Raw genomic sequence first — 21,003 nt, 5'->3', positions numbered from 1 at the left:
ATGGTTAATAAATTACTAAAAGCGCCAGAAGGACCTCCAAGTGATGTAGAACGCATTAAAGAGGAAAGCAATTATTTGCGCGGTACGTTAGCTGAGACAATGTTGGATCGGATTAGTTCAGGAATTTCAGATGATGATAACCGTCTTATGAAATTCCACGGAAGCTACTTACAAGATGACCGTGACCTTCGTAATGAAAGACAAAAGCAAAAGTTAGAGCCAGCTTATCAATTCATGCTACGAGTTCGTACTCCTGGTGGGGTATCAACACCAGAACAATGGCTTGTGATGGATGATCTAGCTCAAAAATATGGCAATGGCACATTAAAGTTAACAACTCGCCAAGCATTCCAAATGCATGGGATTTTAAAATGGAATATGAAAAAAACAATTCAAGAAATTCATGCATCATTACTAGATACAATTGCAGCCTGTGGGGACGTTAACCGTAATGTCATGTGTAACCCAAATCCGGATGAATCAGACATTCATGCTGAGGTATTTAAATGGTCAAAACAATTAAGTGATGACTTGCTTCCGCGTACGAGAGCGTATCATGAGTTATGGTTAGATGAAGAAAAAGTGGCAAGTACACCAGATGTGGAAGAAGTAGAGCCGATGTATGGAGCTTTATATTTGCCACGTAAATTTAAGATTGGGGTAGCCGTACCACCTTCAAATGATGTCGATATCTTCTCACAAGATCTTGGCTATATCGCCATTGTTGAGGATAACAAATTAGTAGGCTTTAATGTGACAATCGGCGGCGGAATGGGGATGTCCCACGGTGATAAAGAAACATATCCTCAAGTAGCAAAAGTAATTGGTTTCTGTAAGCCAGAGCAAGTATATGACGTTGCTGAAAAAATCATTATGATCCAGCGTGATTATGGAAATCGTTCAGAACGTAAAAATGCTCGTTTCAAATATACAGTTGATCGTCTTGGGTTAGACACGGTGAAAGAAGAACTTCATAACCGTCTTGGCTGGGAATTAGAAGAAGCGAAACCTTTCCACTTCGATCATAATGGTGACCGTTATGGATGGGTCAAAGGAACGAAGAGCAAATGGCATTTCACGTTATTTATTGAAGGTGGTCGTGTAACAGATTATGATGACTACAAATTAATGACGGGCTTACGTGAAATAGCAAAAGTTCATAAAGGTGATTTCCGCTTAACAGCGAATCAAAACTTGGTGATTTCAAACGTAACGAGTAAAACGAAGAAAAAGATCACTGAACTGATTGAAGAATACGGTCTAACGGATGGAAAGCATCATTCGGCCATTCGACGCAGCTCTCTTGCCTGTGTTTCGCTTCCTACATGTGGTTTGGCTATGGCTGAAGCAGAGCGTTACCTACCAAAGCTTGTAGATAAAATTGAAGCCATTGTCGATGAAAATGGCTTGCGTGATAAAGAGATTACCATCCGTATGACAGGCTGTCCAAATAGTTGTGCTCGTCCTACGCTTGCTGAAATTGGCTTTATCGGAAAAGCACCTGGTAAGTACAACATGTACTTAGGAGCTGCTTTTGACGGAAGTCGTTTGAGCAAAATGTATCGTGAAAACATTGGTGAAGATGAGATTCTAAAAGAGCTTAATGAATTGATTCCTCGCTATGCGAAAGAGCGTGAAGATGGTGAACATTTCGGAGATTTCGTTGTTCGTGCTGGTGTGATAAAGGCAACAACAGACGGAACAAATTTTCACGCGTAAGCGTTCGTTTTTCTAAGTAGTAGAGTGACAGCAAACATGTATTGTGTATTTATAACAAAGTAGCGTACTTAACACACAAAAAATACGAACTCCTCGCATTAGATTTCTAATGCGAGGTTATTTTATTATTCATAATCATGAAAGCGGTGTATTCGGTTGGAAAACGAACAAAACGATACGAAAAAATGTCCTATTTGCAAAGGAAATAATGAATGTAGCTTACCTTCGTGTTGGTGCCTGAATGAATCTTTTCCACAAGAAATTTTTTCGTTGATTCCCTCTGATCAACGAAAAAAATCCTGTATATGTAAACAATGTTTAACTCGTTTTATGCGGGAAAAGTAGTAATCTAATCAATTCTACCAAAAAAAATCTCCAAGAAATTGGGATTTTTTTGTAGGTTTATTTATTTTACAATTTTTATATTATAAGATTGGATTTTTGCCTTTGCATACGATTCAGCTAAGCCTAAGTTTTGAATATCCCTCTTTTTCACTTCTTTAAACGGGATGCTAACTTCAAATTCTACTTGAAATGGGAAAGGGATCAAGGACATTTCCTTCATATTTTGCCAGCTCGCAACGATGTTTCTCCCTTTGGAGTCTAGTAAGAAATGAGAATGGCTAAACTCATAGCTTCTTTGAAGGCCTGGTTTATTCATACATATATATAAAGATAAGTGATCGCATAGTTGCAGCAGATTTAAGTGAGGAAAAATTTGTTTTTTTTCAACTGTTGCGTTTATGTGAAGAAGATTCTTCAATTTGTTTTGGCGTTTGTGTTCATGTGCTAAGAATGATTGATACTCATCATTCTTTTCGCCTAATAACGCGCAAAAATGAAGACTACATAATAATGCTGCGTAGGGATTCATTTGCTCTACTTCATCAATCCCGTGTTTATAGTGGACGAGTTTAGGGACAGTGGGAAAGTCAAGAAACGAGTAGGGAGCTTGTTTTGCATCATTCCAAAAAGGTGTATGGTCTAATGCGAGCCATCCCCGGTCATGTTCATATACGCTAAACAATAGATCGTCTTTTCTGCCAACCTGTTCATAAAAAGAATGATTCCATTTTTTCGCAAATTCTCCCGAAACAGCCGCATGGTTATGTTGTGAAATTAAAACAAAAGCATCTCCCTTTTCACGTACAATCAAAAGCGATTCCCCCCTGTACTTTTTAATAGCACTTCACTTTATATGTATTTTTAATTCGATTTTTCTGTGATTAATGAAGGCTAATCATTCTGATTACCAACAATCCCATAAAAGAATATATTCGTGATATCTTCAGTTAATGGTAGGATCTTCTCATAGATGTCTTCACGTTGTATATAATCCTTTAACATTTGGACATAGAAAAGGATCGCTTCATCAGATAGGTTAGGATGGATGTAGCCTTGTTCTTTTCCTTCTTTAAATAGAACGGTAAAATAAGGTACAGCTTTCTCAACATAGATCTTTTCTATATAATTTCCCTCTGTTGTATATTCCTTCATTAAATATTGATAGAATTCTTCATTTATTTGAGCAGCCACTTCCTTTTTATTAAATACGATTGCTTTAATTTTTTCTGGAAAAGGCAGGTCACTGTAAACAATTTTTTCGAAATCATTAGATGCTTTGTCTACGTAATAGATAAATACATCATGAATTAGTTGATGTTTGCTCTCGAAATAATTATAGATCGTAACTTGTGATACATGTGCTTCTTTTGCTATTTCAGCAATGGAAACTTTGGAAATTCCGAAGTCCATAAAAAGGGTTAATGCAGCTTCAAGTATATTTCGTTTTTTTTGTTCTTTTCGTCGTTGGAACCCATCCATTCCGTTCACCTCATATATATTTTAAACAAAGTTTTGAATTATAACAAATAATATAGTTCAAAATATCTTGCAAAAAGGCATTCATTTGTATATTATGAACTATATAAGTTCAAATATTTCAAAACTTTATAAGTAGAGAGTACTTTGGTGGGAGGGGTCGTTCATGTCTGTACTTACGGTAACAAATGTAACGAAAAAATTCGGGAAATTTACAGCATTAAACGATGTGAATTTTGAAGTGAATAAAGGGGAAGTGTTTGGCTTTATTGGTCCAAATGGTGCGGGAAAATCAACAATGATTCGGATTTTGCTTGGTATGTTACAAGCTTCAGAAGGGAACGCAAAGATCTTTGGTAAAGATGTGTGGAAAGAGGCTGTTAGCATTCATAAACATATTGCTTACGTACCAGGGGATGTGAACTTATGGCCAAATCTTACTGGTGGTGAAGTGATTGACTTGTTCATTAAATTGCGTGGAGGGGACCAAACAAACCGACGTGATGAGTATATTGAAAGGTATAACTTAGATCCTTCTAAAAAATGTCGAACGTATTCAAAAGGAAATCGACAAAAAGTGGCCTTAGTTTCCGCCTTCGCCTCAGATGCAGATTTTTATATTTTAGATGAGCCAACGTCAGGTCTTGATCCGTTAATGGAACGAATATTTCAGGAATGTGTAGCTGAAGCAAAATCCGCTGGAAAAAGTGTTTTGCTTTCTAGCCACATATTATCGGAGGTAGAACGGCTTTGTGACCGAGTCGGTATTATACGTCAAGGGAAAATGATTGAGACGGGTACATTGCAAGAGTTAAGACATTTAACTAGAACAAATCTTCAAATCGAAACGAAACAACAGATTCCTGAATTGCTTCAACAAAAGGGTGTGCATGATTTAGTAGTAAAAGACAATGCGGCGTCATTCCAAGTTGACACAGAGGAACTTGATCACATTATGAAATATGTTAGCCGGTACGGGCTTGTGAAATTGGAAAGCACTCCTTTGACCCTTGAAGATTTATTTATGCGATATTATGAAGGGCCTTCTGACAATGGGGGAGGGAAATCGTGATGGGGAAACAACTAACCTATCAAACAAAAATCTTATCGCGTTTTATTTTGCACCGAGATCGTGTGCGAATCCCAATATGGATCTTCTCGTTAACGCTAATGACGGTTGTGACGGCTACGTCTTTTTCAGGTTTATACCAAAATGATGCGGAACGACAGGTGATGGCAGAAACAATGAAAAATCCGGCTATGACAGCAATGGTTGGACTTGGTTATGGATTAGATAATTACACGACCGGTGCCATGATGGCACACCAGATGTTGCTGTTTACAGCCATTGCCATGGCGATTATGAGCATTCTTTTTGTTACACGGCATACAAGAGCGGATGAAGAAGAAGGGAGATTGGAATTGCTTCGTTCCTTACCAGTTGGTAGGTTAACGAATTTAATGTCAACTGTTAGCATTTTATGTGGGCTTCATATTATAATAGCTATTTTAATTGGTTTAAGTTTATTTAGTCTTCAAGAAGAAAGCATGAATGTACAAGGTTCGTTATTGTACGGAGCGGCTTTAGGATCAATTGGGATCTTTTTTACAGCGATTACGTCCATTTTTGCTCAATTATCTGATCATTCACGTGGAACAATTGGTTTATCGTTAGCAGTATTGGGATTATCCTATATAATTCGAGCGATTGGTGATGTAAGCAATGAGATGATATCATGGCTTTCTCCACTCGGATGGATTTTACGTACAGAAGTGTATGTGACAAATAATTGGTGGCCGGTATTATTAACGGTTGGATTTTCATGTGTTTTATTTTGTCTTGCTTTTTATTTAAATGCGACTAGGGATATCGGGTCAGGACTACTTCCCTCTAAACCTGGAAGAAAGCAAGCTTCTACCTTGCTGACCAACCCTTTGGGATTAGCATTCAGACTTCAACGTACGAGTGTTCTCTCTTGGGCGCTTGGCATGTTTGTTTTAGGAGCTTCATATGGTTCGGTATTTGGTGATTTGGATTCTTTTTTTGCTACGAATGAAATGATGAGCCAACTTTTCCCACCAATAGAGGGACTGTCCTTGACGGAGCAGTTTTTAACGATGTTAATGTCGGTCATTGCTATGATATGCACAGTTCCTCCATTAATAATTTTATTGAAACTTTCAAGTGAAGAAAAGAAAGAGAGGATCGAACACTTGTTTTCACGCGCGGTATCTCGTGGTAGCGTGTTGGGAAGTTACATTCTTCTATCCTTTGTTTTTGGGTTTGTCATGTTATTTTTAGCTCTATTGGGTTTATGGGGGGCATCATCGGTCGTTATGGAAGAACCCATCTCATTTTCTTTAATGTTACAAGCATTGATGATTTATTTACCGGCAATGTGGTTTATGATTGGGTTAGGTGTTTTTACTATTGGAATACGCCCGAAGCTTACAAGTCTTACTTGGATGTATTTAGGATATTCTTTCATTGTCGTTTATCTAGGGGGGATGCTTCAATTCCCCGAATGGCTAAGCCTGCTCTCCCCCTATGGTATATCCCTCAATTACCCGTAGAAGAAATGAATGTTCTCAATGTTGTTTTATTAACTTTTCTATCTATTGCCTTTATGATACTTGGTTTTCTAAGCTATAAACGTCGTGATTTAATTGGATAATCAATTAGGCCCTTAAGATTCTTGTTGAATCTATAAGGGCTTTTTTCTTGTGGGATACGGTTGATTCTTTTAAATGAAGGCAACAATGATTGAAAGAGAAGTAACTTCAAGAAAAGAGGAGTAGGAAATGAGCTTTGAAAATCAAAAAGACACATATAAAAGGCGAAACCTCTGGTCTGGTATTTTATTTGGTTTAGGCCTTATTGCTTTTTTGGACGAAATGGTTTTTCATCAATTATTAAGGTGGCACCATTTTTACGATCAATCTACGACAGATATTGGCCTTATTTCAGATGGGTTATTTCATGCGTTTAGTTGGTTTGCGACGATAGGTGGTTTGTTTTTGTTTGCGGATTTGCGGAGAAGACAGGCTGTTTGGCTCACTCGTTGGTGGGCAGGTGTTTTTTTAGGGGCGGGAGTATTTCAACTGTATGATGGAATCGTTCAACACAAGCTGATGCGCCTGCATCAAATTCGATATGTCGAGAATGTAATGATCTATGATGTCATTTGGAATGTTGGTGCCATTGTCCTGATTGCAATTGGGGTCATTCTTCTTAGACGAACAAACTCTAATAAAAAGCAAGGAAGTGTTTCAGAACATGCATGATCATTCACATACGATGGGAGTAGGACCACAACTTATTTTAGTCATTCCATTCGTTCTTGCGTTTTTTGCATATATGCTTGCAATTATTGTTTCAAATCGCACGTATAAAGAGTGGCCTCTTTACCGAACGTTATGTTGGGGAACGGGTATTCTCTTTGCAACCGTTGCGGTTTTTGGACCACTAGCTGAAAAAGCGCATATGGATTTTACCGTACATATGGTTGGTCATTTATTTCTTGGGATGATTGCACCCTTGTTGATGGCTCTTGCTGCACCAATGACTTTATTGCTTCGGACTCTTTCTGTAAGCAGAGCTAGGAACGTAATGCGAGTTCTTAAAACGAAACCTTTCCGTTTTTTGACAGATCCGTTCATAGCCTCCATTTTAAACATAGGAGGGTTATGGCTGTTATACACGACAAGTTTGTATACAGCTATGCATGAGTATGCTTTTATTCATGTATTGATTCATGCGCATGTGTTTTTAGCTGGATATATATTTACGATATCGATGATTTATATCGATCCCATTCCACATAGAACAAGTTATATGTATCGTTCTATTATTTTAATTATCGCCCTTGCAGGTCATGGAATTTTGTCAAAGTTTCTTTATGCGAATCCTCCAGCAGGTGTTGCTATTACTGACGCTGAAAAAGGATCCATGCTCATGTATTATGGGGGAGATGCTGTAGATATTGTGATCATTTTTATTCTTTGTTTGCAGTGGTATCGATCAACTAGACCAAAGCAAATGTTTGAGTCGCAACACTCCATCTAGAGTGTAATGATTTTCTTGATTTAAAGGTTATCTCTCTTGGGATGAAGATCCTGTGGATGATCGATAAAAGATGTCCCAGAAGGCCAAAACAAACCTTCTGGGTTTTTTTATCGATTATTTCCAGAAAACCACTAATGAAACAAGGGATATTTTGTTATATAATATTCCTTCTAGCTCAAAAATAAACACATTTTATATAGATGAAATTTAAATAGAAAAGGGGAAAATACATGGCTAAGAAATCAATGATTGCTAAGCAAAAGCGTGTGCAAAAGTACGGTGTTCGTGAATACACTCGCTGTGAAAAATGTGGTCGCCCGCATTCTGTATTGCGTAAATTTAAACTTTGCCGTATATGCCTCAGAGAATTGGCTCATAAAGGTCAGATTCCTGGTATGAAGAAAGCTAGCTGGTAAGGAATAAGAGGTTGGTATACAAACGTATTTGTTCGTCATTAGAACATTTTATGTTTGAACCAACCTCTTTTTTACTTTTCTAAAATTTAAGTGCTATTTTTCTAAAGTATTAGTAAGGGGGTCTGTTTGTTCCCATGCTTCACCAGCTTGAAGCAATAATTTCTCTGTTTGATGATTGCCTATGAACTGCATCCCAACAGGAAGCCCTTTGCTGCACCTACCCATAGGTACTGATAGACTAGGTGTTCCTGTTACATTTGCAGGTGACGTAAATGGCATGCATTTTTTGGTTATTGCTAAATTTTGCGCAATCCAATCGTCCTGAAATTTCGGAGTTGTGATTGGAATCGTAGGGGCAACCATCATATCAACATCCTCAAATTCTTTTTTGATTGCTTCCGTTAACGAGCGACGAACTTGCTGAGCTCTTACATATTGAGGAGTGTGTGTTAAGACTCCAGCCGTGAAGAAAGTTCGAACATCTGAAGCGTACTGTTCTGGGATCTGTTGTAATTTTTCATAATGATAGGTGGCGGCTTCACCTGTTGTAATAACATAATTAGAAAACGATGACATTTCTAGTTGAGGAATTGAAATTTCTTTAACCATAGCTCCTAGTTCCTCTAGTTTGAGCAATGCTTGTTGAAACAATTGTTCAACTTCTGGATCTAAGCCTTGTAGAAAGAAAGATGGAACACCTACTTTTAAACCTTTTATGCCTTTTGATAGATTATGAGTATAATCTGTTGCACGTGTTTTGATGCTTCCAGGATCTTCTGCATCATAACCGGCCATCACATTCAACATGAGTGCTACATCTGAAACACTACGTGCCATTGGGCCCGCATGGTCTAAAGACCAAGCGAGTGGGAGGACGCCATTTGTACTGACAAGTCCGTATGTTGGCTTCAATCCATATATGCCACACATAGCAGCTGGTACTCGGATGGACCCAAACGTGTCAGTACCTGTAGCTAGCGTGGCTAATCCAGCAGCTAAGGCTGCAGCACTACCTCCACTTGAGCCACCTGGACTATAATCGATATTCCATGGATTACGTGAGTGTCCATAGACTGGGTTGGTATTCGTCAACCCTCCACCAAATTCATGCATGTTTAATTTCCCAGTCATGATCCCACCAGCACAGCTTAGTTTTTTGACAGTTGTTGCAGTAGTATGAGGAATATAATCAGATAAAATGCCTGATCCAACCGTCGTCCTAATTCCTTTTGTTTCATAATTGTCTTTGATTCCAACTGGGATACCATGAAGTGGTCCTTCGTAGACACCATTCATAATTTGAGATTCTGCATGCCTGGCTTTTTCAAGAGCTAGCTCTGGAAGAACTGTAATATACGAGTTTACCTCACCATCTAATTGATTGATTCTAGAAAGTATTGTCTCGATAAGTTCTACTGGCGAGACTTTTTTTCCTTTGATTAAAGGAGCCAGTTCTGTAGCTGAAAGGGCATGTAACTCAGTCATGTCGAATCACATCCTTATCAAGTATAACAAAAGGGACTTCTTCATGAAGGTCTGGATCCACTCGTAAAAATTGTTCAGCTTCATAAATGTCATTCATCACGTTCATAATGTATGGAAGATCGGATGGGATTGTTGAGATTGAATGCAACTGCAATGTTTGTTTAATGAAGTCTTGAGCTTGCATAATAGGCATTCCTCCAAAAAAAAGATACTACTACTTTATGAGATAAAGAGGAGAATGTACCTTGTTTCTTTGTGAGAAAAGAGGAAGGGAGATAAAGGGGATCATGGCAGTGGATTGAGTCTACTTACGTTACGTTATCTGGAATGGGAAGCTACATTTTATAAGTTAATAAACATAAGAACAACTGCTAAAACAGGAAACATTCCTCTTTATTAGTTGTTCTCTTTTACATGTATATGAATTGATTTAGTTTCTACTATCATCCTTATTGTTTTGCTTTTACGGTTTCATGGATACTCTCTAGTTGCTCTAAAGTTAAATTTGCTAATGATTGTTTTATTTCTTCCTCAATGTTTTTTCGATTATTTTCACGATACTGGTCCCACCAGTTACGTAATCCTTCGGTATTGGAAAGAAGGTACTCGATATCAATTTCCTCAACTTCATCATCAGCAAGGTAATGCAATACAGCAGCTAACCATTCTGATAGTTTATGTATTTCTTCCTCTTTTTCACTTGAACCAAGATCTTTTTCAACGTTTGCGTCTGCTGTTTTCCTTGGCATAAAATCACCCCTATGTCTTTCGGTCATTTCTTATTTTGGACATTTCGCCTCTGTTCTATGAATGTAATTGTTAACGAATATTTGACTAGTGGTATGAAATGATTCTTTTTTAAAACGGTCACGTATCCCTTTATCAATGAATAAAGTAAACGATAAGGATATTAGGTTTTTAACTTAATTGCAAAAGAGTAAATTAAGTTCTTTCTAGCCTTAGCAATTATAGAAAGCCAGGACTAGGAGGGGAAATGATGGCAGTTGTTATTAATTTTTTAGCGATTAATGTTAATTCTCAATCAAACAATGCAGGTGTTTTTATAGGCGTCAATAATCAAGTTGGTTGGGATGGTCACACAAAATTTAGTATGGGAAATGGGCAATTTCTTGGGCTTAACGGATCAGTAAACAATATTAATATTTTAAATGATGCTGATGTGATCGATGCACCAATAAATGATCAAGATATCAAGCCAGGAATCCAAAATCAACAGTTATAAAGGGAGGTTACCGGATATGGCAGTATCTGTAAACTTTGCTGCGGTTAATATTAATACTCAATCTAACAATTCTGGTTTATTTATTGGTTCAAACAATCAAACAGGTTGGGATGGACATACTAAATTCAGTTTTGGAAATGGACAATTTCTAGGTATGAATGGAACAGCGAACAATATGAATATCGTAAATGATACAGATGTCATTGATGCACCAATGAATGATCAAGATGTTAAGCCGGGTGTTCAAAATCAGCAACTGTAGGAGGGAGTAAACTGGCAAATACAGCGATGATACAAGTGAATTTTGCAAACTTAAATATAAATAATGTCCAAGATGGTTCAGGTATCTATTCAGGTTCCAATATTGCCAATGGCTGGACAACAATTCATAAAGAAAACAGTGGGTTTGGTTCCGTTAGCAACGCCATTATCGTAAATAATCTATCTTATGTTTATGATAATGATTTCATTGATTCTCCAATTGATGACCGCGATGTCTACTTGTGTCCTAATTACCCGGATGAAAGGGATATTAATGTTGATTTTCAATCGATCAATGTCAACTCCCTAATTAATAACTCGTCGATTGCGATTGGAGAAAATAACCAAGTTGGTTGGAATGGCCATAGTAAAAGAAATCATGGAAATGGTTCCTTCACAGGAAAAAGCCTTCATGCAAATTATTCTACCTCGGTAGAAGATAATGATTTTATTGATGCTCCAATTAACGACCAAGACTATAAGCCTGGATATATGAATCAATCATATTAACGAATGATCACGATTTAGGTTTTTTACTATCTTCGTCATCATCTATATCTTCAGGTTCTTGCTCGATACTTGTGTCAGCCATTTCTTCTTGTATCGAAGCAAGAATCTTTTCTTTCATCCATTCGGGAATATCTTCATTTGAATCCCCATTAAACATATCAAGTGCATCTCCATCGTCTAAAAGGGTTTGAGCATCGATAAACTCATTTCCATCTCCGCTAATTGATCCAAAACCTTGTTGTGTTTCTTCTCGCTTTTTACACCAGCATTTGTATTATGGCCTAAATTAACACTAGAAGCCCCTTCAACTGTTCCGATGCGAATGGAACCAATATAAAATGTTGGCGAGAAATTTGATGGCATCAGGTTAACAACTCCAATCACAGAAACTAATGTTTATTTTTTATTTCTTTTGAAGAATATCTACATAGTCCTCATCATACGTCACACTATGGTTATTAATCGATACATTGTTCTCGCCTTGAATATTGCCAAATCCTTCATTTTGCTTCGACGCACTCTTCCAGTTTAAGTGAATGTTCCTACCTGAAAAAATAGCAGAGCTTTTTCGTATCTCTTGAACAGAGAGGCTATTAAACGTAATTTTTACCATTGTTTCACCACCATCCTTCTTAATACATAGTCTATTTTAAAATAAAAGTAATATGATAAAACAAAACGGTATGTCTGTAATGAAAGAAGAGAAGGTGATGTAATGAATAATGACAGCTTCGGAAAAGGACCTATGGATTGGGATCAATTTCAAAATATATTTAAAAATAAAAATTTTATGGGAAATCCCTTTTTGATAAAGATACTAAGGATCCACAATGGATTGAACAATACGTTCAAGATATTCTAAAAAACTCTTTACCCAATATGAACGGAGAGGGTCCTGTATCACAAAGTCAAACTGGAATAAGTGAAAATGCTAATCAGCCTGAATCAGATTATCCTACTAGGAGTATGAACAAGCCAACCTCTACGATACAAAAGGAACTTTTTGAAGGACATTACCATATGATTTTAAAAGTATTGCTACCGGATCATGTTCACCCAGGACAGTTACAGATTCATCATGCCTTCCATCTCATAAGAATTGACGGTCTGCCAAATCAAGGGCCTGAAATCATCCAATTGCCGACAATTGGCAAACGAGAGGGTGTAATGGCTGTCTGTAAAAATAATGTTCTTGAAGTTAACATACCAAAAGAAGAAGCAATTCCTTTTCAGGAAGTGAATATAGTCTATGAATAACCAAAAAGAAAAACTACCGTAACGGAAAAGATCGGTAGTTTTTTCGTATTATTTTCTTTTAATGGAGAGCTGGTTCATGAATTCTTCCTCTTGTTTCGCTAGACTAATTTCTAATATGCCGTCTTTGTACAAGGCTTTCCCTGCTTTATTGCGAACTAGGCTTGGAAGTTTGATCGTTATTGAATCATGTTGGTGAAAGCCGGATATAATCACTTTAGTAGTATTGTATTCAATCGTTACATGATTGATATCTTCATAATCCGGAATTTCCAGTTGGATAATTATAAAACCATGTATCTCAATGACATTTGGCTCAATAGTGACTAGACTCAAAGTGGGATTAGGCTTACTTCTATTGGAATTGGGTTGAGAACCAACTACTTCTTGATTTGCAGGTTCTTCTCTTTGTTCCTGCTGCTCGTTTGGATTAGTCATATTACCTAAATACTGTGATAACATATTTTGAACATAATCATCTATACCTGAGACTACACTATTCTTATTATCCATATTAGGTAAAAAGTTATTCAATGGATTAAATTTATCCCAATTCATTGTTTCTCACCCCTTTAATAATATTTTCTTAGGCCAAGCATATATATAATGTAACGGTTGTAGAGAGGTGTGAGTTCAATGAATTCTCATAGAAATCAAATCTCAATAAAACATGAAACTAGAAGTGAAACTGATATTAATCATACCCAGCAAAAGACTAGCTATCTTCTATATTTCAATGTTGGAAAGGCTTTAAAAGAATGAATGTAAAAACGTTCTTTCAACTTTTTTCTGGGAAAGTAAAGAGACAGCCCGATCACGATATTAGAGAGATCATAAAGAAATTTGAAAGGCTAGAAGAACTCATTGAACAAAAAAAAGAAACTAAAGTTGAATACAATATTACAGTAAACCAATTAGACATACATGAACCCAATTTAGAAAACTTAACATTTCGGTTAGATCAATTAGACATAGAAGATTTAAGTGGTGCACTAAATTTGGGCAATAATTTCGGTGTGCGTGTAAATGAGGACAAAATCAAAAAGCTCGAGAAAGAAATGAACAAACAGATTCGTAAAAGGGGAAAAAAAGAAGAAATAAAAACAAATAAAGAACCGCCCCATATGACTGTGCAACCACAAGAAAATGGTTATTCCTTTAAATTTAAACAAAACGATTAAGTTTCGATAACCCTTCTTACTAATACTATGCTAAGAAGTTTATTACGTTCGCTTAAAATGTTATTAATGTCATACAAGGCGAAGATGGCTCCGTTAACCTAACGGCGGTTATAGGATTGATTGGCTTGTCGTCGTTGTGGGTCCATTTCACTTACAGCATGATTCACAATGTTCGTCGCAACTTTTGCTTGTTCCTCATCTGTTTTTGCTTTTTTAATCATTTGACGGACTTCATCAGCATTGTTAGTAAACACGGTCATCGCTCCTTAGGATTTTAGTTATATGATGGTTATGTTTGTCGGTTAATATGCAAGGGAGAACACCAAGTACTAATGGTGTAACTTTTAAAGAAGAAGGGATATCTAGCATTACTATCTGATGCCGGGGCGATGGCCTACAAAAGTGTAGACAACTCTGGCATGAAAGAAAGGGATACAGTTATGATTCTTGGTTGTGGTCCTTTAAATCGTAAATTTTGAGGATTATGAAAATGTTGGGGCATTCCTGCATGACATGACAAACGGCGGAGCAGGTGTCGTCATTGACTGTGTTGAAATGGATAGGGAAATGACAGATTTAGAATTCGTTATAACTGGCTTAGAAACTTCAGGGTGGTTCTATGAGTGCGTTAGTGATGGCAAGGTAAGCTGTAAGGAAGGGCGGCAATATCCAAGTTACAGTGGTCTATGCTTCGCGTTATAACGCATTTCCTTATGGGGATATTTTTCAACGTAACGTAAAGTACGAACCGGACAAGCACCTGTTATTCATTACATGCCATACTTACATGATTTAATTTCTGAGGGGAAAGTAGATTTGAGCGATATTATTACACATAAACTTCCAATTGAAAGAGCGAAATTTGGATATGATATTTTTGATACTAAAAGAGATGATTGTATTAAAGTTGTCTTACAGCCATAGATCACAAACAAAACGTTTTAAAAAAAGGTTCATTTACTAGAGGCTGTTCTCCAAAACTAGTATTACCCCTAGTAAATGTTAACAATTATATATGGTGCGTTTCTAATTGTATTCATTTATTGGAGCCTTTTTTTATTGCTTCAAGGTAATTATCAAACATAATCGTCTGATAATGCTTAACTAGATCTCGGAATTCTACGTCCGTAAACATAGGTCCAACCTTTTCGTTTCCTACCATCATTTCTGGCTCAATCACGATAGAAGGCTTTAACTTATTTTCCATTTCTTTATATATTGCATTTTTTTTCATTTTTCATCCACCACCTGAAATTTTTATAAAGGCAAAAACTTTTTCATCTGTACTAAAGTCTATTCAGCTAATGCTCTCATCGGAAGGGACATATGCCTAAATACCCAAATTAAAATTTCATAAAAATCTATAGGATACCCTAAACAGTAGCGTTAAGGAGGTTTTTGCGATTTAGGACGTAGACAGTTATTGTTCATGTGATTCCAATCACATTGACTGATTGGATATTCTGTTACCCTTAAAAAAAGGGGGATTCAATCATGAGTCAATTGTGCGGACTTGCAGGCAATGAATCAATAACACTATGTGCACCTCTTCAAAAACTAAAAGGTGAACATATACCTTTAAGAAAACAAATGGAAAACCTATATGAAATGTCCATTTCTATGGAGGAAGAAAAGGACATTGGAGCAATGAAAGAAAAGTTATTGCTGCTTCGTAACGGAGTCATTAATTTCGTCAGTCACCTAGATCCTCATTCAGAAAAAGAGGAAGGTGTTTTGTTCCCAATGGTTGCAAATTATATAGGGAAAGATTTCGGTCCTATATTTGTTATGGAATATGAGCATGATCAAGCTAAAGCTAATTTGAAAAAATTTTTAGAAAGAAGTGCGGCTGTCGAATTGGATGCGACTATAACTGAATTACCACCAATCGCCCAGCTGTATAACGAAGCCTATCATATATTACAAGGACATTTTGTGAAAGAAGAAGAGATATTATTTCCGATGGCTGAAAAACTTTTAACTATTGAAGAAAAACACCGATTAGAAAAGCTACTATAATGACTAAGTGAACACTTGGACTCTACCCTGGTGTTCACTTTTTTTGATAGAAGATCGTAATTATGAAGAAACCCTCCTATAACAACGTGATGTACCTCACATCAGAACTTTTGAAAGAGGATTATACTAGACATAACTGATTGGGGGGATTGTGTGTTTAATCGTGATTTTCATAAAAATCCATTTATTGTTATTTGGGAACTTACAAGAGCATGCGAATTAAAGTGTCTACATTGTCGAGCTGAGGCTCAACATCATAGACACCCTCATGAGCTTACGTTTGATGAAGGAAAGAACCTTATTCATTCAATTTATGAAATGGATAACCCGATGCTTGTATTTACTGGTGGGGATCCACTTATGCGTCCAGATATGTTTGACATTGTAGATTATGCAGTAAAAAAGGGGGTACGAGTATCGATAACACCAAGTGCAACTCCAAATGTAACAAAAGAGATCATTCAAAAGGCAAAAGAAGTGGGTCTTTCAAGATGGGCGTTTAGTTTAGATGGACCAACAGCTTCGATACATGATCATTTTAGGGGAACTAAAGGGTCGTTCGAATTAACAATCAAGGCGATCCATTATCTTCATAAGCTGAATATTCCCGTTCAAATTAATACGGTTGTTTCTAAATATAACGTGAATGTACTAGAAGAAATGGCAAAGGTGGTAGAAGAGTTAAACTGTGTTTTATGGAGTGTGTTTTTCCTTGTACCGATAGGACGAGGCAGTGAAAAGGATATGATTTCACCAGCAGAACATGAACGAGTGTTTCACTGGCTTCATCAACTAAATAAAAACGTCACCTTTGATATTAAAACAACAGCTGCGCAGCATTATCGTCGTGTTGTTATTCAACAGAAAATGAAAGAAACGTCAACTTTTGATCAAACAGTTCGTTATGAGGATGCACTATTCAAGGGAATAACGAGCCCATTCGACGGACTCGGACGAGCACCAAAAGGCGTGAATGATGGGAACGGTTTTGTTTTTATCTCGCATGTAGGGGATGTCTATCCGAGTGGATTGTTGCCTGTAAGAGCAGGGAATGTCAGAGAAACACCATTAGCGGAGATTTACCGTGAATCTCCTATATTTAAAAATTTACGTAATCCTGATAAATATAAGGGGAAATGTGGTGTCTGTGAATTTCGCTATATTTGTGGAGGATCTAGATCTAGAGCATATGCCATAACAGGGGACTACATGGAAAGTGAACCTTACTGTGTGTACATTCCGAAAACATTAAGAAAACAGAAGAGTGAAAAACATAGAAGTAGGAGCACACAGATTCATCTCTGAAACGACAGAAAAAGTTGCAAAGCCTAAAAACTAAAAGGAAAAAGGGTAGAAAGACCACGGGCAAAAATCTAAATTTCTCTTAAAGAGGAAGGGGAACCATGATGAATAGAACGAAATTACCTATTGTTTATTCATGTTCAGGGTGTTCTTCGGCTGCTCAAACCGCCAACATGATTGCAGTAAAAATGGATAGGGAAAATGTAGCTGAGATGTCCTGTATTGCTGGGGTTGGTGGTGATGTGAAGCCACTAGTAAAAATGGCGAAATCCGGTCGAGAGATCATCGCTATTGACGGTTGCATGTTATCATGTTGCAAAAGCTCTTTATCAAGGCATGAAGTTAAGCCCAAGCATCATTTTGTGTTATCTGACTTTAACATACCTAAACTTATGGGAAAAGACCCGAACCCTGAACTATTCTCGAATGCCTACTCTCAAATTTTAGAGCAAACCCGAATAAGTAACTAACCATCACTAGAAGGAATATCCATAACGTCTATAAAAGAAACCTGTTGTGTGGTGTTCCTTTTTTTAAATCTCAACTTAAACTCATGTAAAATAAATATTGATAATAGGTTAAAACCCGATAACTTAAAACCTATTGCAATAGCCCTTCCAAAAATGTTCATTGCCCCATCTACTAATACTAATTACATTGACTAGAGGTGATGACATGAGGCGAAAGTTAGAGAAGTTTGTTGACAGCTTACCGATAATGGAAACGCTACAACCAAAAACAAAAGGGAAAAATTATTATGAAGTAAAAATTCAGGAATTCAAGAAAAAGTTACATCGAGATCTGCCTCCAACAACATTATGGGGATATAATGCACAATTCCCTGGACCAACTATTGAGGCAAATAGCAATGAACCTGTTGAAGTGAAGTGGATCAATGAGCTACCGAATAAACACTTCCTTCCAGTTGATTGGTCGATTATGAATAAAGACCTTCCAGAAGTACGCCATGTTACACATTTACATGGAGGGAGAACTCCTTGGGTAAGCGATGGTTATCCCGAAGCATGGTACACGAAAGACTATAAAGAGGTAGGCTCTTTTTTTAAAGAAGAGGTTTATAGGTATTTGAATGAACAGAGGGCTATGATGTTGTGGTACCATGACCACACAATGGGAATCACACGACTAAACAACTATGCTGGTTTAGCTGGTGCTTATATCATTAGGGATAAACATGAGAAATCTTTAAATTTGCCAGAAGGAGAATATGAGGTTCCGCTTATTATTCAGGATAGGACGTTTAATGAAGATGGCTCGCTTTTTTATCCAACAGGACCTGAGGATGGAGGAGAGGATCTTCCAAATCCTTCTATTGTGCCTGCCTTTTTAGGAGATACGGTTTTAGTGAATGGAAAAGTATGGCCATATTTAGAGGTTGAACCAAGAAAATATAGATTTAGAATTTTAAACGGTTCCAACACACGCAGTTATCAACTGCATTTAGATTCCAATCAAGAAGTATATCAAATTGGATCAGATGGGGGATTATTAGAAAAGCCTGTACAAATGAACAAGATCCCAATTGAATCTTCTGAACGGATTGATGTAATCATCGACTTTTCTCAGTGCGACGGAGATGAAATTGTATTAAAAAACGATCTTGGTCCTGATGCGGATGCTGAAGATGAAACAAATGAGATTATGAAATTTAAAGTATCAAAGCCATTAAAAGAAAAGGATACTAGTGTTATTCCTAAGCGATTATCTACAATTCGTTCTTTACGAAACAATAAAATTTCGACACATCGAAACTTGAAATTAGTTGGTTCAACAGATGACTTTGGACGTCCACTTCTTTTATTAAATAATAAAAAGTGGGCAGATCCAACGACAGAAAAACCGAAAGTAGGGGATACAGAAGTATGGTCATTCATTAATACAACGGACTTTGCACACCCGATGCATATACACTTAATCCATTTTCAGGTATTAGATCGACAGCCTTTTGATTTAGAAAGATACAATCATGATGGAACAATCATTTATACAGGACCGCCAAGAGCTCCAGAACCAAATGAGCGTGGATGGAAAGATACTGTTTCGGCACCGGCTGGTCAGATTACTCGTGTAATCGGAACATTTGCTCCGTACACCGGAAACTATGTTTGGCACTGTCATATTCTAGAACATGAAGATCATGATATGATGCGTCCAATGAAAGTAATCGATCCCAAACAGAGAAAAGATAAAAGCTAATATGAGTATGTCATTCCATGCTTTAGCAGCATGGAATTTACATAATGATGTACGTTGAATCAAAAGAATATACATTATTATTATTTGAAATACTTATGAGAAAGGCATTTTTAGTTTATGTATATAACTTTGCTTCATTTTTTTATGAACCAAAGTTATATACATAAAATGAAAATGACACAAACTTATATACAAATATAAAAGTAAATTACGTGGAAAGCTTAATGTTTGATATTCTAATAATACAAACACTTATCTTTTTAACGTTGGTCTACAAATGTGGAATATTGTGGAATGATAACTAGAGTTAATTTCCTATTGTATAATTTAATTACATTCCTTTGGAGGTTGGGGCTAACGGAAATTGGAATTAATCTTAATTAGGACGCTTTTTAAATTTAAATATAATTTTGTCCATAATTTCTATTTAAAATGAAGGTTTTTGCTAAACTTTGTAATTGTAGAGCGAATTTTGAAAATAAAAGTCTAGGTGAGTTGTTGATTGTTCCAAGAAGCGGTTTACTAATTTTTCCATATTCAATTAATTAAATGTGTGGAGGTGAGTTGGTATGGCTGATTATAAAGAAATTGACTGTTGGAATTGTGACTGTCTGGAACTCCATAAGGAAATAGACGATGATGTATGGAAGTGTCAAAGGTGTGGATGCAAATCATCTGAATAAACTTATTATCTTCTGCATTTAGGCTACTGTATCATAAATTTTGATGAGTGTACGCCCAGAATATTAGAGAGTTTCTGGGCACTAGTTAAAAGTGTTAACATACATTAGATCAAAATAAATTACTCAACGGAAATTTCTTTTCTGTACTTTACCATAGGAACGGTCCTGTCAACATATGGACCTTTTAGGTTTTCATACTCAATTCCAGCTTTGTTTTGAAACAGCTTCGGTTGAATGCTTGGCAATGATAATGACATTTCTATAAAATAGAGTCCAGCTACATAACCATTTCCTTTGAAGTTAAAAATACCAAAATCAAAATGTCCAGCCATTACGCTTGCTTTATTGGAACCGCAAAGTTGTCCGGATTGTTTTCGTACATTTATTAGCAAAGATGCGTGATTAAATAGGTTTGTTGTTCCGAAGATATGTAAAGCCCTATCTTCAATTAATTCAACTTCAACATTAAAATCCACTTCAATTCCATCTGGATTTATTGGGATGGTTGGTTCGAATTTATAAGTTGCTCTTTCTGGAACGGTATAAGGGTCAATAGAATTGTAATCATTCTCTGAAATAGCTAATTTAACTTGCCAGTATGAAATATAGTCTACTATTTCCTCACTACTATTATGAGCATCTTCAAAACACCTACTAATATGGTAGGCTTTTTGCCTTTCATTAAGGTTTTCCTTATTAGCCCAAAAGTAAATATTGTCTAAGGCTATAAAATAGTCAGTAAAATTGCTTAAATATGCTTTAAATTCAATATTTCTAGAGACACCAAAACTATCGTTTAAAAAATATATTTCATTGATTTTAGATG

28 protein-coding genes and 1 pseudogene are annotated in these 21,003 nt (G+C 36.5%); 17 read left to right on the top strand and 12 right to left on the bottom strand.

The annotated features are described in order from the left end of the window. Together cysI and JCM9140_RS22950 are read left to right on the top strand one after the other, a co-directional pair. Complete coding sequence (cysI, locus tag JCM9140_RS03655; RefSeq protein WP_034742504.1) at positions 1–1,719, top strand: assimilatory sulfite reductase (NADPH) hemoprotein subunit; 1,719 nt, start codon at positions 1–3, stop codon at positions 1,717–1,719. A gap of 156 nt (positions 1,720–1,875) precedes the next feature. Continuing rightward, on the top strand, positions 1,876–2,064 hold the full coding sequence (locus JCM9140_RS22950; protein WP_081727548.1) for a cysteine-rich CWC family protein: 189 nt from the start codon (positions 1,876–1,878) through the stop codon (positions 2,062–2,064). Positions 2,065–2,125: 61 nt separating this feature from the next. Here JCM9140_RS22950 and JCM9140_RS03650 read toward each other — a convergent pair whose 3' ends face one another. Further along, positions 2,126–2,875, bottom strand: coding sequence for a DUF3891 family protein (locus tag JCM9140_RS03650; protein ID WP_034742501.1), 750 nt, complete (start codon positions 2,873–2,875; stop codon positions 2,126–2,128). 80 nt (positions 2,876–2,955) lie between these two features. After that, a complete protein-coding gene (locus JCM9140_RS03645; RefSeq protein ID WP_034742499.1) occupies positions 2,956–3,543 on the bottom strand; it encodes a TetR/AcrR family transcriptional regulator in 588 nt (195 codons plus the stop codon). A gap of 163 nt (positions 3,544–3,706) precedes the next feature. Here JCM9140_RS03645 and JCM9140_RS03640 point away from each other — a divergent pair, with 163 nt between their 5' ends. The 5 genes from JCM9140_RS03640 (at position 3,707) to JCM9140_RS03620 (ending at position 8,022) form a co-directional block, all read left to right on the top strand. Continuing rightward, positions 3,707–4,612 (top strand): ABC transporter ATP-binding protein, encoded by a 906-nt coding sequence (locus tag JCM9140_RS03640; protein WP_034742496.1) that lies wholly within the window; start codon positions 3,707–3,709, stop codon positions 4,610–4,612. Continuing rightward, positions 4,612–6,114 (top strand): ABC transporter permease, encoded by a 1,503-nt coding sequence (locus tag JCM9140_RS03635; protein ID WP_369384393.1) that lies wholly within the window; start codon positions 4,612–4,614, stop codon positions 6,112–6,114. The genes JCM9140_RS03640 and JCM9140_RS03635 overlap by 1 nt, the downstream gene beginning before the upstream one ends. A 228-nt stretch (positions 6,115–6,342) precedes the next feature. Beyond that, positions 6,343–6,825: a DUF2243 domain-containing protein gene (locus JCM9140_RS03630; protein ID WP_034742493.1), complete on the top strand. Its 483-nt coding sequence runs from the start codon at positions 6,343–6,345 to the stop codon at positions 6,823–6,825. Next, positions 6,818–7,606, top strand: coding sequence for a cytochrome c oxidase assembly protein (locus tag JCM9140_RS03625; protein WP_052002042.1), 789 nt, complete (start codon positions 6,818–6,820; stop codon positions 7,604–7,606). The genes JCM9140_RS03630 and JCM9140_RS03625 overlap by 8 nt, the downstream gene beginning before the upstream one ends. Before the next feature lie 230 nt (positions 7,607–7,836). After that, positions 7,837–8,022 carry a type Z 30S ribosomal protein S14 gene (locus JCM9140_RS03620; RefSeq protein WP_034742491.1) on the top strand — a complete coding sequence of 62 codons (186 nt, stop codon included), beginning with the start codon at positions 7,837–7,839 and terminating at the stop codon, positions 8,020–8,022. 93 nt (positions 8,023–8,115) lie between these two features. On the opposite strand, the gene JCM9140_RS03615 is transcribed toward JCM9140_RS03620, so the two are convergent. The 3 genes from JCM9140_RS03615 to JCM9140_RS03605 form a co-directional block, all read right to left on the bottom strand. Further along, the gene (locus tag JCM9140_RS03615; RefSeq protein ID WP_034742488.1) at positions 8,116–9,507 is read right to left on the bottom strand and encodes an Asp-tRNA(Asn)/Glu-tRNA(Gln) amidotransferase GatCAB subunit A; all 1,392 of its coding nucleotides are present in this window, start codon (positions 9,505–9,507) and stop codon (positions 8,116–8,118) included. Next, on the bottom strand, positions 9,500–9,691 hold the full coding sequence (locus JCM9140_RS03610; protein ID WP_034742485.1) for a hypothetical protein: 192 nt from the start codon (positions 9,689–9,691) through the stop codon (positions 9,500–9,502). The genes JCM9140_RS03615 and JCM9140_RS03610 overlap by 8 nt, the downstream gene beginning before the upstream one ends. Positions 9,692–9,956: 265 nt before the next feature. Further along, on the bottom strand, positions 9,957–10,256 hold the full coding sequence (locus JCM9140_RS03605) for a hypothetical protein (protein WP_034742482.1): 300 nt from the start codon (positions 10,254–10,256) through the stop codon (positions 9,957–9,959). A 248-nt stretch (positions 10,257–10,504) separates the two neighbouring features. On the opposite strand from JCM9140_RS03605, the gene JCM9140_RS03600 reads away from it, so the two are divergent. From JCM9140_RS03600 to JCM9140_RS22295, 3 genes are read left to right on the top strand one after another with little or no spacing between them, the layout of a single operon-like run. Then, entirely contained in the window at positions 10,505–10,750 is a 246-nt protein-coding gene (locus JCM9140_RS03600) for a hypothetical protein (protein WP_034742479.1), read from the top strand. A gap of 16 nt (positions 10,751–10,766) precedes the next feature. Further along, on the top strand, positions 10,767–11,012 hold the full coding sequence (locus JCM9140_RS03595) for a hypothetical protein (protein WP_052002041.1): 246 nt from the start codon (positions 10,767–10,769) through the stop codon (positions 11,010–11,012). Between the two features lie 26 nt (positions 11,013–11,038). Then, positions 11,039–11,521 (top strand): spore germination protein, encoded by a 483-nt coding sequence (locus JCM9140_RS22295; protein ID WP_052002040.1) that lies wholly within the window; start codon positions 11,039–11,041, stop codon positions 11,519–11,521. A 7-nt stretch (positions 11,522–11,528) separates the two neighbouring features. Here the strand turns inward: JCM9140_RS22295 and JCM9140_RS24105 are convergent, their stop codons facing one another. Genes JCM9140_RS24105 through JCM9140_RS03580 form a run of 3 tightly spaced genes read right to left on the bottom strand, consistent with a single transcriptional unit; the run spans position 11,529 to position 12,134 of the window. After that, complete coding sequence (locus JCM9140_RS24105) at positions 11,529–11,678, bottom strand: hypothetical protein (protein WP_174404757.1); 150 nt, start codon at positions 11,676–11,678, stop codon at positions 11,529–11,531. 20 nt (positions 11,679–11,698) lie between these two features. Continuing rightward, positions 11,699–11,884, bottom strand: a complete 186-nt coding sequence (locus JCM9140_RS03585; protein ID WP_052002039.1) for a hypothetical protein — start codon at positions 11,882–11,884, stop codon at positions 11,699–11,701. A gap of 40 nt (positions 11,885–11,924) precedes the next feature. Next, positions 11,925–12,134, bottom strand: coding sequence for a hypothetical protein (locus JCM9140_RS03580; protein ID WP_034742476.1), 210 nt, complete (start codon positions 12,132–12,134; stop codon positions 11,925–11,927). A 353-nt stretch (positions 12,135–12,487) separates the two neighbouring features. Between JCM9140_RS03580 and JCM9140_RS03575 the strand changes: the two genes are divergently transcribed. Continuing rightward, positions 12,488–12,778 carry a hypothetical protein gene (locus JCM9140_RS03575; protein WP_034742473.1) on the top strand — a complete coding sequence of 97 codons (291 nt, stop codon included), beginning with the start codon at positions 12,488–12,490 and terminating at the stop codon, positions 12,776–12,778. A gap of 48 nt (positions 12,779–12,826) precedes the next feature. Here JCM9140_RS03575 and JCM9140_RS03570 read toward each other — a convergent pair whose 3' ends face one another. Beyond that, complete coding sequence (locus JCM9140_RS03570) at positions 12,827–13,333, bottom strand: Hsp20/alpha crystallin family protein (RefSeq protein ID WP_034742469.1); 507 nt, start codon at positions 13,331–13,333, stop codon at positions 12,827–12,829. 200 nt (positions 13,334–13,533) lie between these two features. On the opposite strand from JCM9140_RS03570, the gene JCM9140_RS22290 reads away from it, so the two are divergent. Next, positions 13,534–13,956 carry a hypothetical protein gene (locus tag JCM9140_RS22290; RefSeq protein ID WP_052002038.1) on the top strand — a complete coding sequence of 141 codons (423 nt, stop codon included), beginning with the start codon at positions 13,534–13,536 and terminating at the stop codon, positions 13,954–13,956. Positions 13,957–14,054: 98 nt separating this feature from the next. Here JCM9140_RS22290 and JCM9140_RS23530 read toward each other — a convergent pair whose 3' ends face one another. Next, a complete protein-coding gene (locus JCM9140_RS23530; protein WP_156314743.1) occupies positions 14,055–14,210 on the bottom strand; it encodes a hypothetical protein in 156 nt (51 codons plus the stop codon). Between the two features lie 108 nt (positions 14,211–14,318). On the opposite strand from JCM9140_RS23530, the pseudogene JCM9140_RS24335 reads away from it, so the two are divergent. After that, a pseudogene (locus tag JCM9140_RS24335) lies at positions 14,319–14,880 on the top strand (MDR/zinc-dependent alcohol dehydrogenase-like family protein); the annotation flags it as partial. A gap of 112 nt (positions 14,881–14,992) precedes the next feature. Here the strand turns inward: JCM9140_RS24335 and JCM9140_RS03555 are convergent. Then, positions 14,993–15,190: a hypothetical protein gene (locus tag JCM9140_RS03555; RefSeq protein ID WP_034742466.1), complete on the bottom strand. Its 198-nt coding sequence runs from the start codon at positions 15,188–15,190 to the stop codon at positions 14,993–14,995. Positions 15,191–15,450: 260 nt separating this feature from the next. On the opposite strand from JCM9140_RS03555, the gene JCM9140_RS03550 reads away from it, so the two are divergent. The 4 genes from JCM9140_RS03550 (at position 15,451) to JCM9140_RS03535 (ending at position 19,494) form a co-directional block, all read left to right on the top strand. Continuing rightward, the gene (locus JCM9140_RS03550) at positions 15,451–15,975 is read left to right on the top strand and encodes a hemerythrin domain-containing protein (protein WP_034742463.1); all 525 of its coding nucleotides are present in this window, start codon (positions 15,451–15,453) and stop codon (positions 15,973–15,975) included. Positions 15,976–16,128: 153 nt separating this feature from the next. Beyond that, the gene (locus tag JCM9140_RS03545) at positions 16,129–17,280 is read left to right on the top strand and encodes a TIGR04053 family radical SAM/SPASM domain-containing protein (RefSeq protein WP_052002037.1); all 1,152 of its coding nucleotides are present in this window, start codon (positions 16,129–16,131) and stop codon (positions 17,278–17,280) included. 101 nt (positions 17,281–17,381) lie between these two features. Beyond that, on the top strand, positions 17,382–17,747 hold the full coding sequence (locus JCM9140_RS03540; protein ID WP_034742745.1) for a putative zinc-binding protein: 366 nt from the start codon (positions 17,382–17,384) through the stop codon (positions 17,745–17,747). Positions 17,748–17,952: 205 nt separating this feature from the next. After that, a complete protein-coding gene (locus tag JCM9140_RS03535; protein ID WP_034742460.1) occupies positions 17,953–19,494 on the top strand; it encodes a multicopper oxidase family protein in 1,542 nt (513 codons plus the stop codon). A gap of 802 nt (positions 19,495–20,296) precedes the next feature. Here the strand turns inward: JCM9140_RS03535 and JCM9140_RS03530 are convergent. After that, positions 20,297–21,003, bottom strand: a 707-nt coding sequence (locus tag JCM9140_RS03530) for a hypothetical protein (protein ID WP_034742457.1), incomplete at its 5' end; no start/stop codon positions are given.

It is taken from the genome of Halalkalibacter wakoensis JCM 9140, assembly GCF_000513095.1.
GTDB lineage: Bacteria > Bacillota > Bacilli > Bacillales > Bacillaceae_D > Halalkalibacter > Halalkalibacter wakoensis.
Note: the sequence above shows the minus strand (reverse complement) of the source record. Positions and strands in the feature narration are given on the sequence as shown.

What these genes read in the sequence shown, in the direction of transcription:
- JCM9140_RS03595 (WP_052002041.1), top strand. Translation starts at nt 10,767, where the DNA reads ATGGCAGTATCTGTAAACTTTGCTGCGGTTAATATTAATACTCAATCT.
- JCM9140_RS03540 (WP_034742745.1), top strand. Translation starts at nt 17,382, where the DNA reads ATGAATAGAACGAAATTACCTATTGTTTATTCATGTTCAGGGTGTTCT.
- JCM9140_RS03580 (WP_034742476.1), bottom strand. Translation starts at nt 12,134, where the DNA reads ATGGTAAAAATTACGTTTAATAGCCTCTCTGTTCAAGAGATACGAAAA.
- JCM9140_RS03535 (WP_034742460.1), top strand. Translation starts at nt 17,953, where the DNA reads ATGAGGCGAAAGTTAGAGAAGTTTGTTGACAGCTTACCGATAATGGAA.
- JCM9140_RS03570 (WP_034742469.1), bottom strand. Translation starts at nt 13,333, where the DNA reads ATGAATTGGGATAAATTTAATCCATTGAATAACTTTTTACCTAATATG.
- JCM9140_RS03575 (WP_034742473.1), top strand. Translation starts at nt 12,488, where the DNA reads ATGAACAAGCCAACCTCTACGATACAAAAGGAACTTTTTGAAGGACAT.
- cysI (WP_034742504.1), top strand. Translation starts at nt 1, where the DNA reads ATGGTTAATAAATTACTAAAAGCGCCAGAAGGACCTCCAAGTGATGTA.
- JCM9140_RS03645 (WP_034742499.1), bottom strand. Translation starts at nt 3,543, where the DNA reads ATGGATGGGTTCCAACGACGAAAAGAACAAAAAAAACGAAATATACTT.
- JCM9140_RS03600 (WP_034742479.1), top strand. Translation starts at nt 10,505, where the DNA reads ATGGCAGTTGTTATTAATTTTTTAGCGATTAATGTTAATTCTCAATCA.
- JCM9140_RS03585 (WP_052002039.1), bottom strand. Translation starts at nt 11,884, where the DNA reads ATGCCATCAAATTTCTCGCCAACATTTTATATTGGTTCCATTCGCATC.
- JCM9140_RS03555 (WP_034742466.1), bottom strand. Translation starts at nt 15,190, where the DNA reads ATGAAAAAAAATGCAATATATAAAGAAATGGAAAATAAGTTAAAGCCT.
- JCM9140_RS03630 (WP_034742493.1), top strand. Translation starts at nt 6,343, where the DNA reads ATGAGCTTTGAAAATCAAAAAGACACATATAAAAGGCGAAACCTCTGG.
- JCM9140_RS03635 (WP_369384393.1), top strand. Translation starts at nt 4,612, where the DNA reads ATGGGGAAACAACTAACCTATCAAACAAAAATCTTATCGCGTTTTATT.
- JCM9140_RS24105 (WP_174404757.1), bottom strand. Translation starts at nt 11,678, where the DNA reads ATGTTTAATGGGGATTCAAATGAAGATATTCCCGAATGGATGAAAGAA.
- JCM9140_RS03605 (WP_034742482.1), bottom strand. Translation starts at nt 10,256, where the DNA reads ATGCCAAGGAAAACAGCAGACGCAAACGTTGAAAAAGATCTTGGTTCA.
- JCM9140_RS03615 (WP_034742488.1), bottom strand. Translation starts at nt 9,507, where the DNA reads ATGACTGAGTTACATGCCCTTTCAGCTACAGAACTGGCTCCTTTAATC.
- JCM9140_RS03610 (WP_034742485.1), bottom strand. Translation starts at nt 9,691, where the DNA reads ATGCAAGCTCAAGACTTCATTAAACAAACATTGCAGTTGCATTCAATC.
- JCM9140_RS03550 (WP_034742463.1), top strand. Translation starts at nt 15,451, where the DNA reads ATGAGTCAATTGTGCGGACTTGCAGGCAATGAATCAATAACACTATGT.
- JCM9140_RS03620 (WP_034742491.1), top strand. Translation starts at nt 7,837, where the DNA reads ATGGCTAAGAAATCAATGATTGCTAAGCAAAAGCGTGTGCAAAAGTAC.
- JCM9140_RS03625 (WP_052002042.1), top strand. Translation starts at nt 6,818, where the DNA reads ATGCATGATCATTCACATACGATGGGAGTAGGACCACAACTTATTTTA.
- JCM9140_RS22295 (WP_052002040.1), top strand. Translation starts at nt 11,039, where the DNA reads ATGATACAAGTGAATTTTGCAAACTTAAATATAAATAATGTCCAAGAT.
- JCM9140_RS03640 (WP_034742496.1), top strand. Translation starts at nt 3,707, where the DNA reads ATGTCTGTACTTACGGTAACAAATGTAACGAAAAAATTCGGGAAATTT.
- JCM9140_RS22290 (WP_052002038.1), top strand. Translation starts at nt 13,534, where the DNA reads ATGAATGTAAAAACGTTCTTTCAACTTTTTTCTGGGAAAGTAAAGAGA.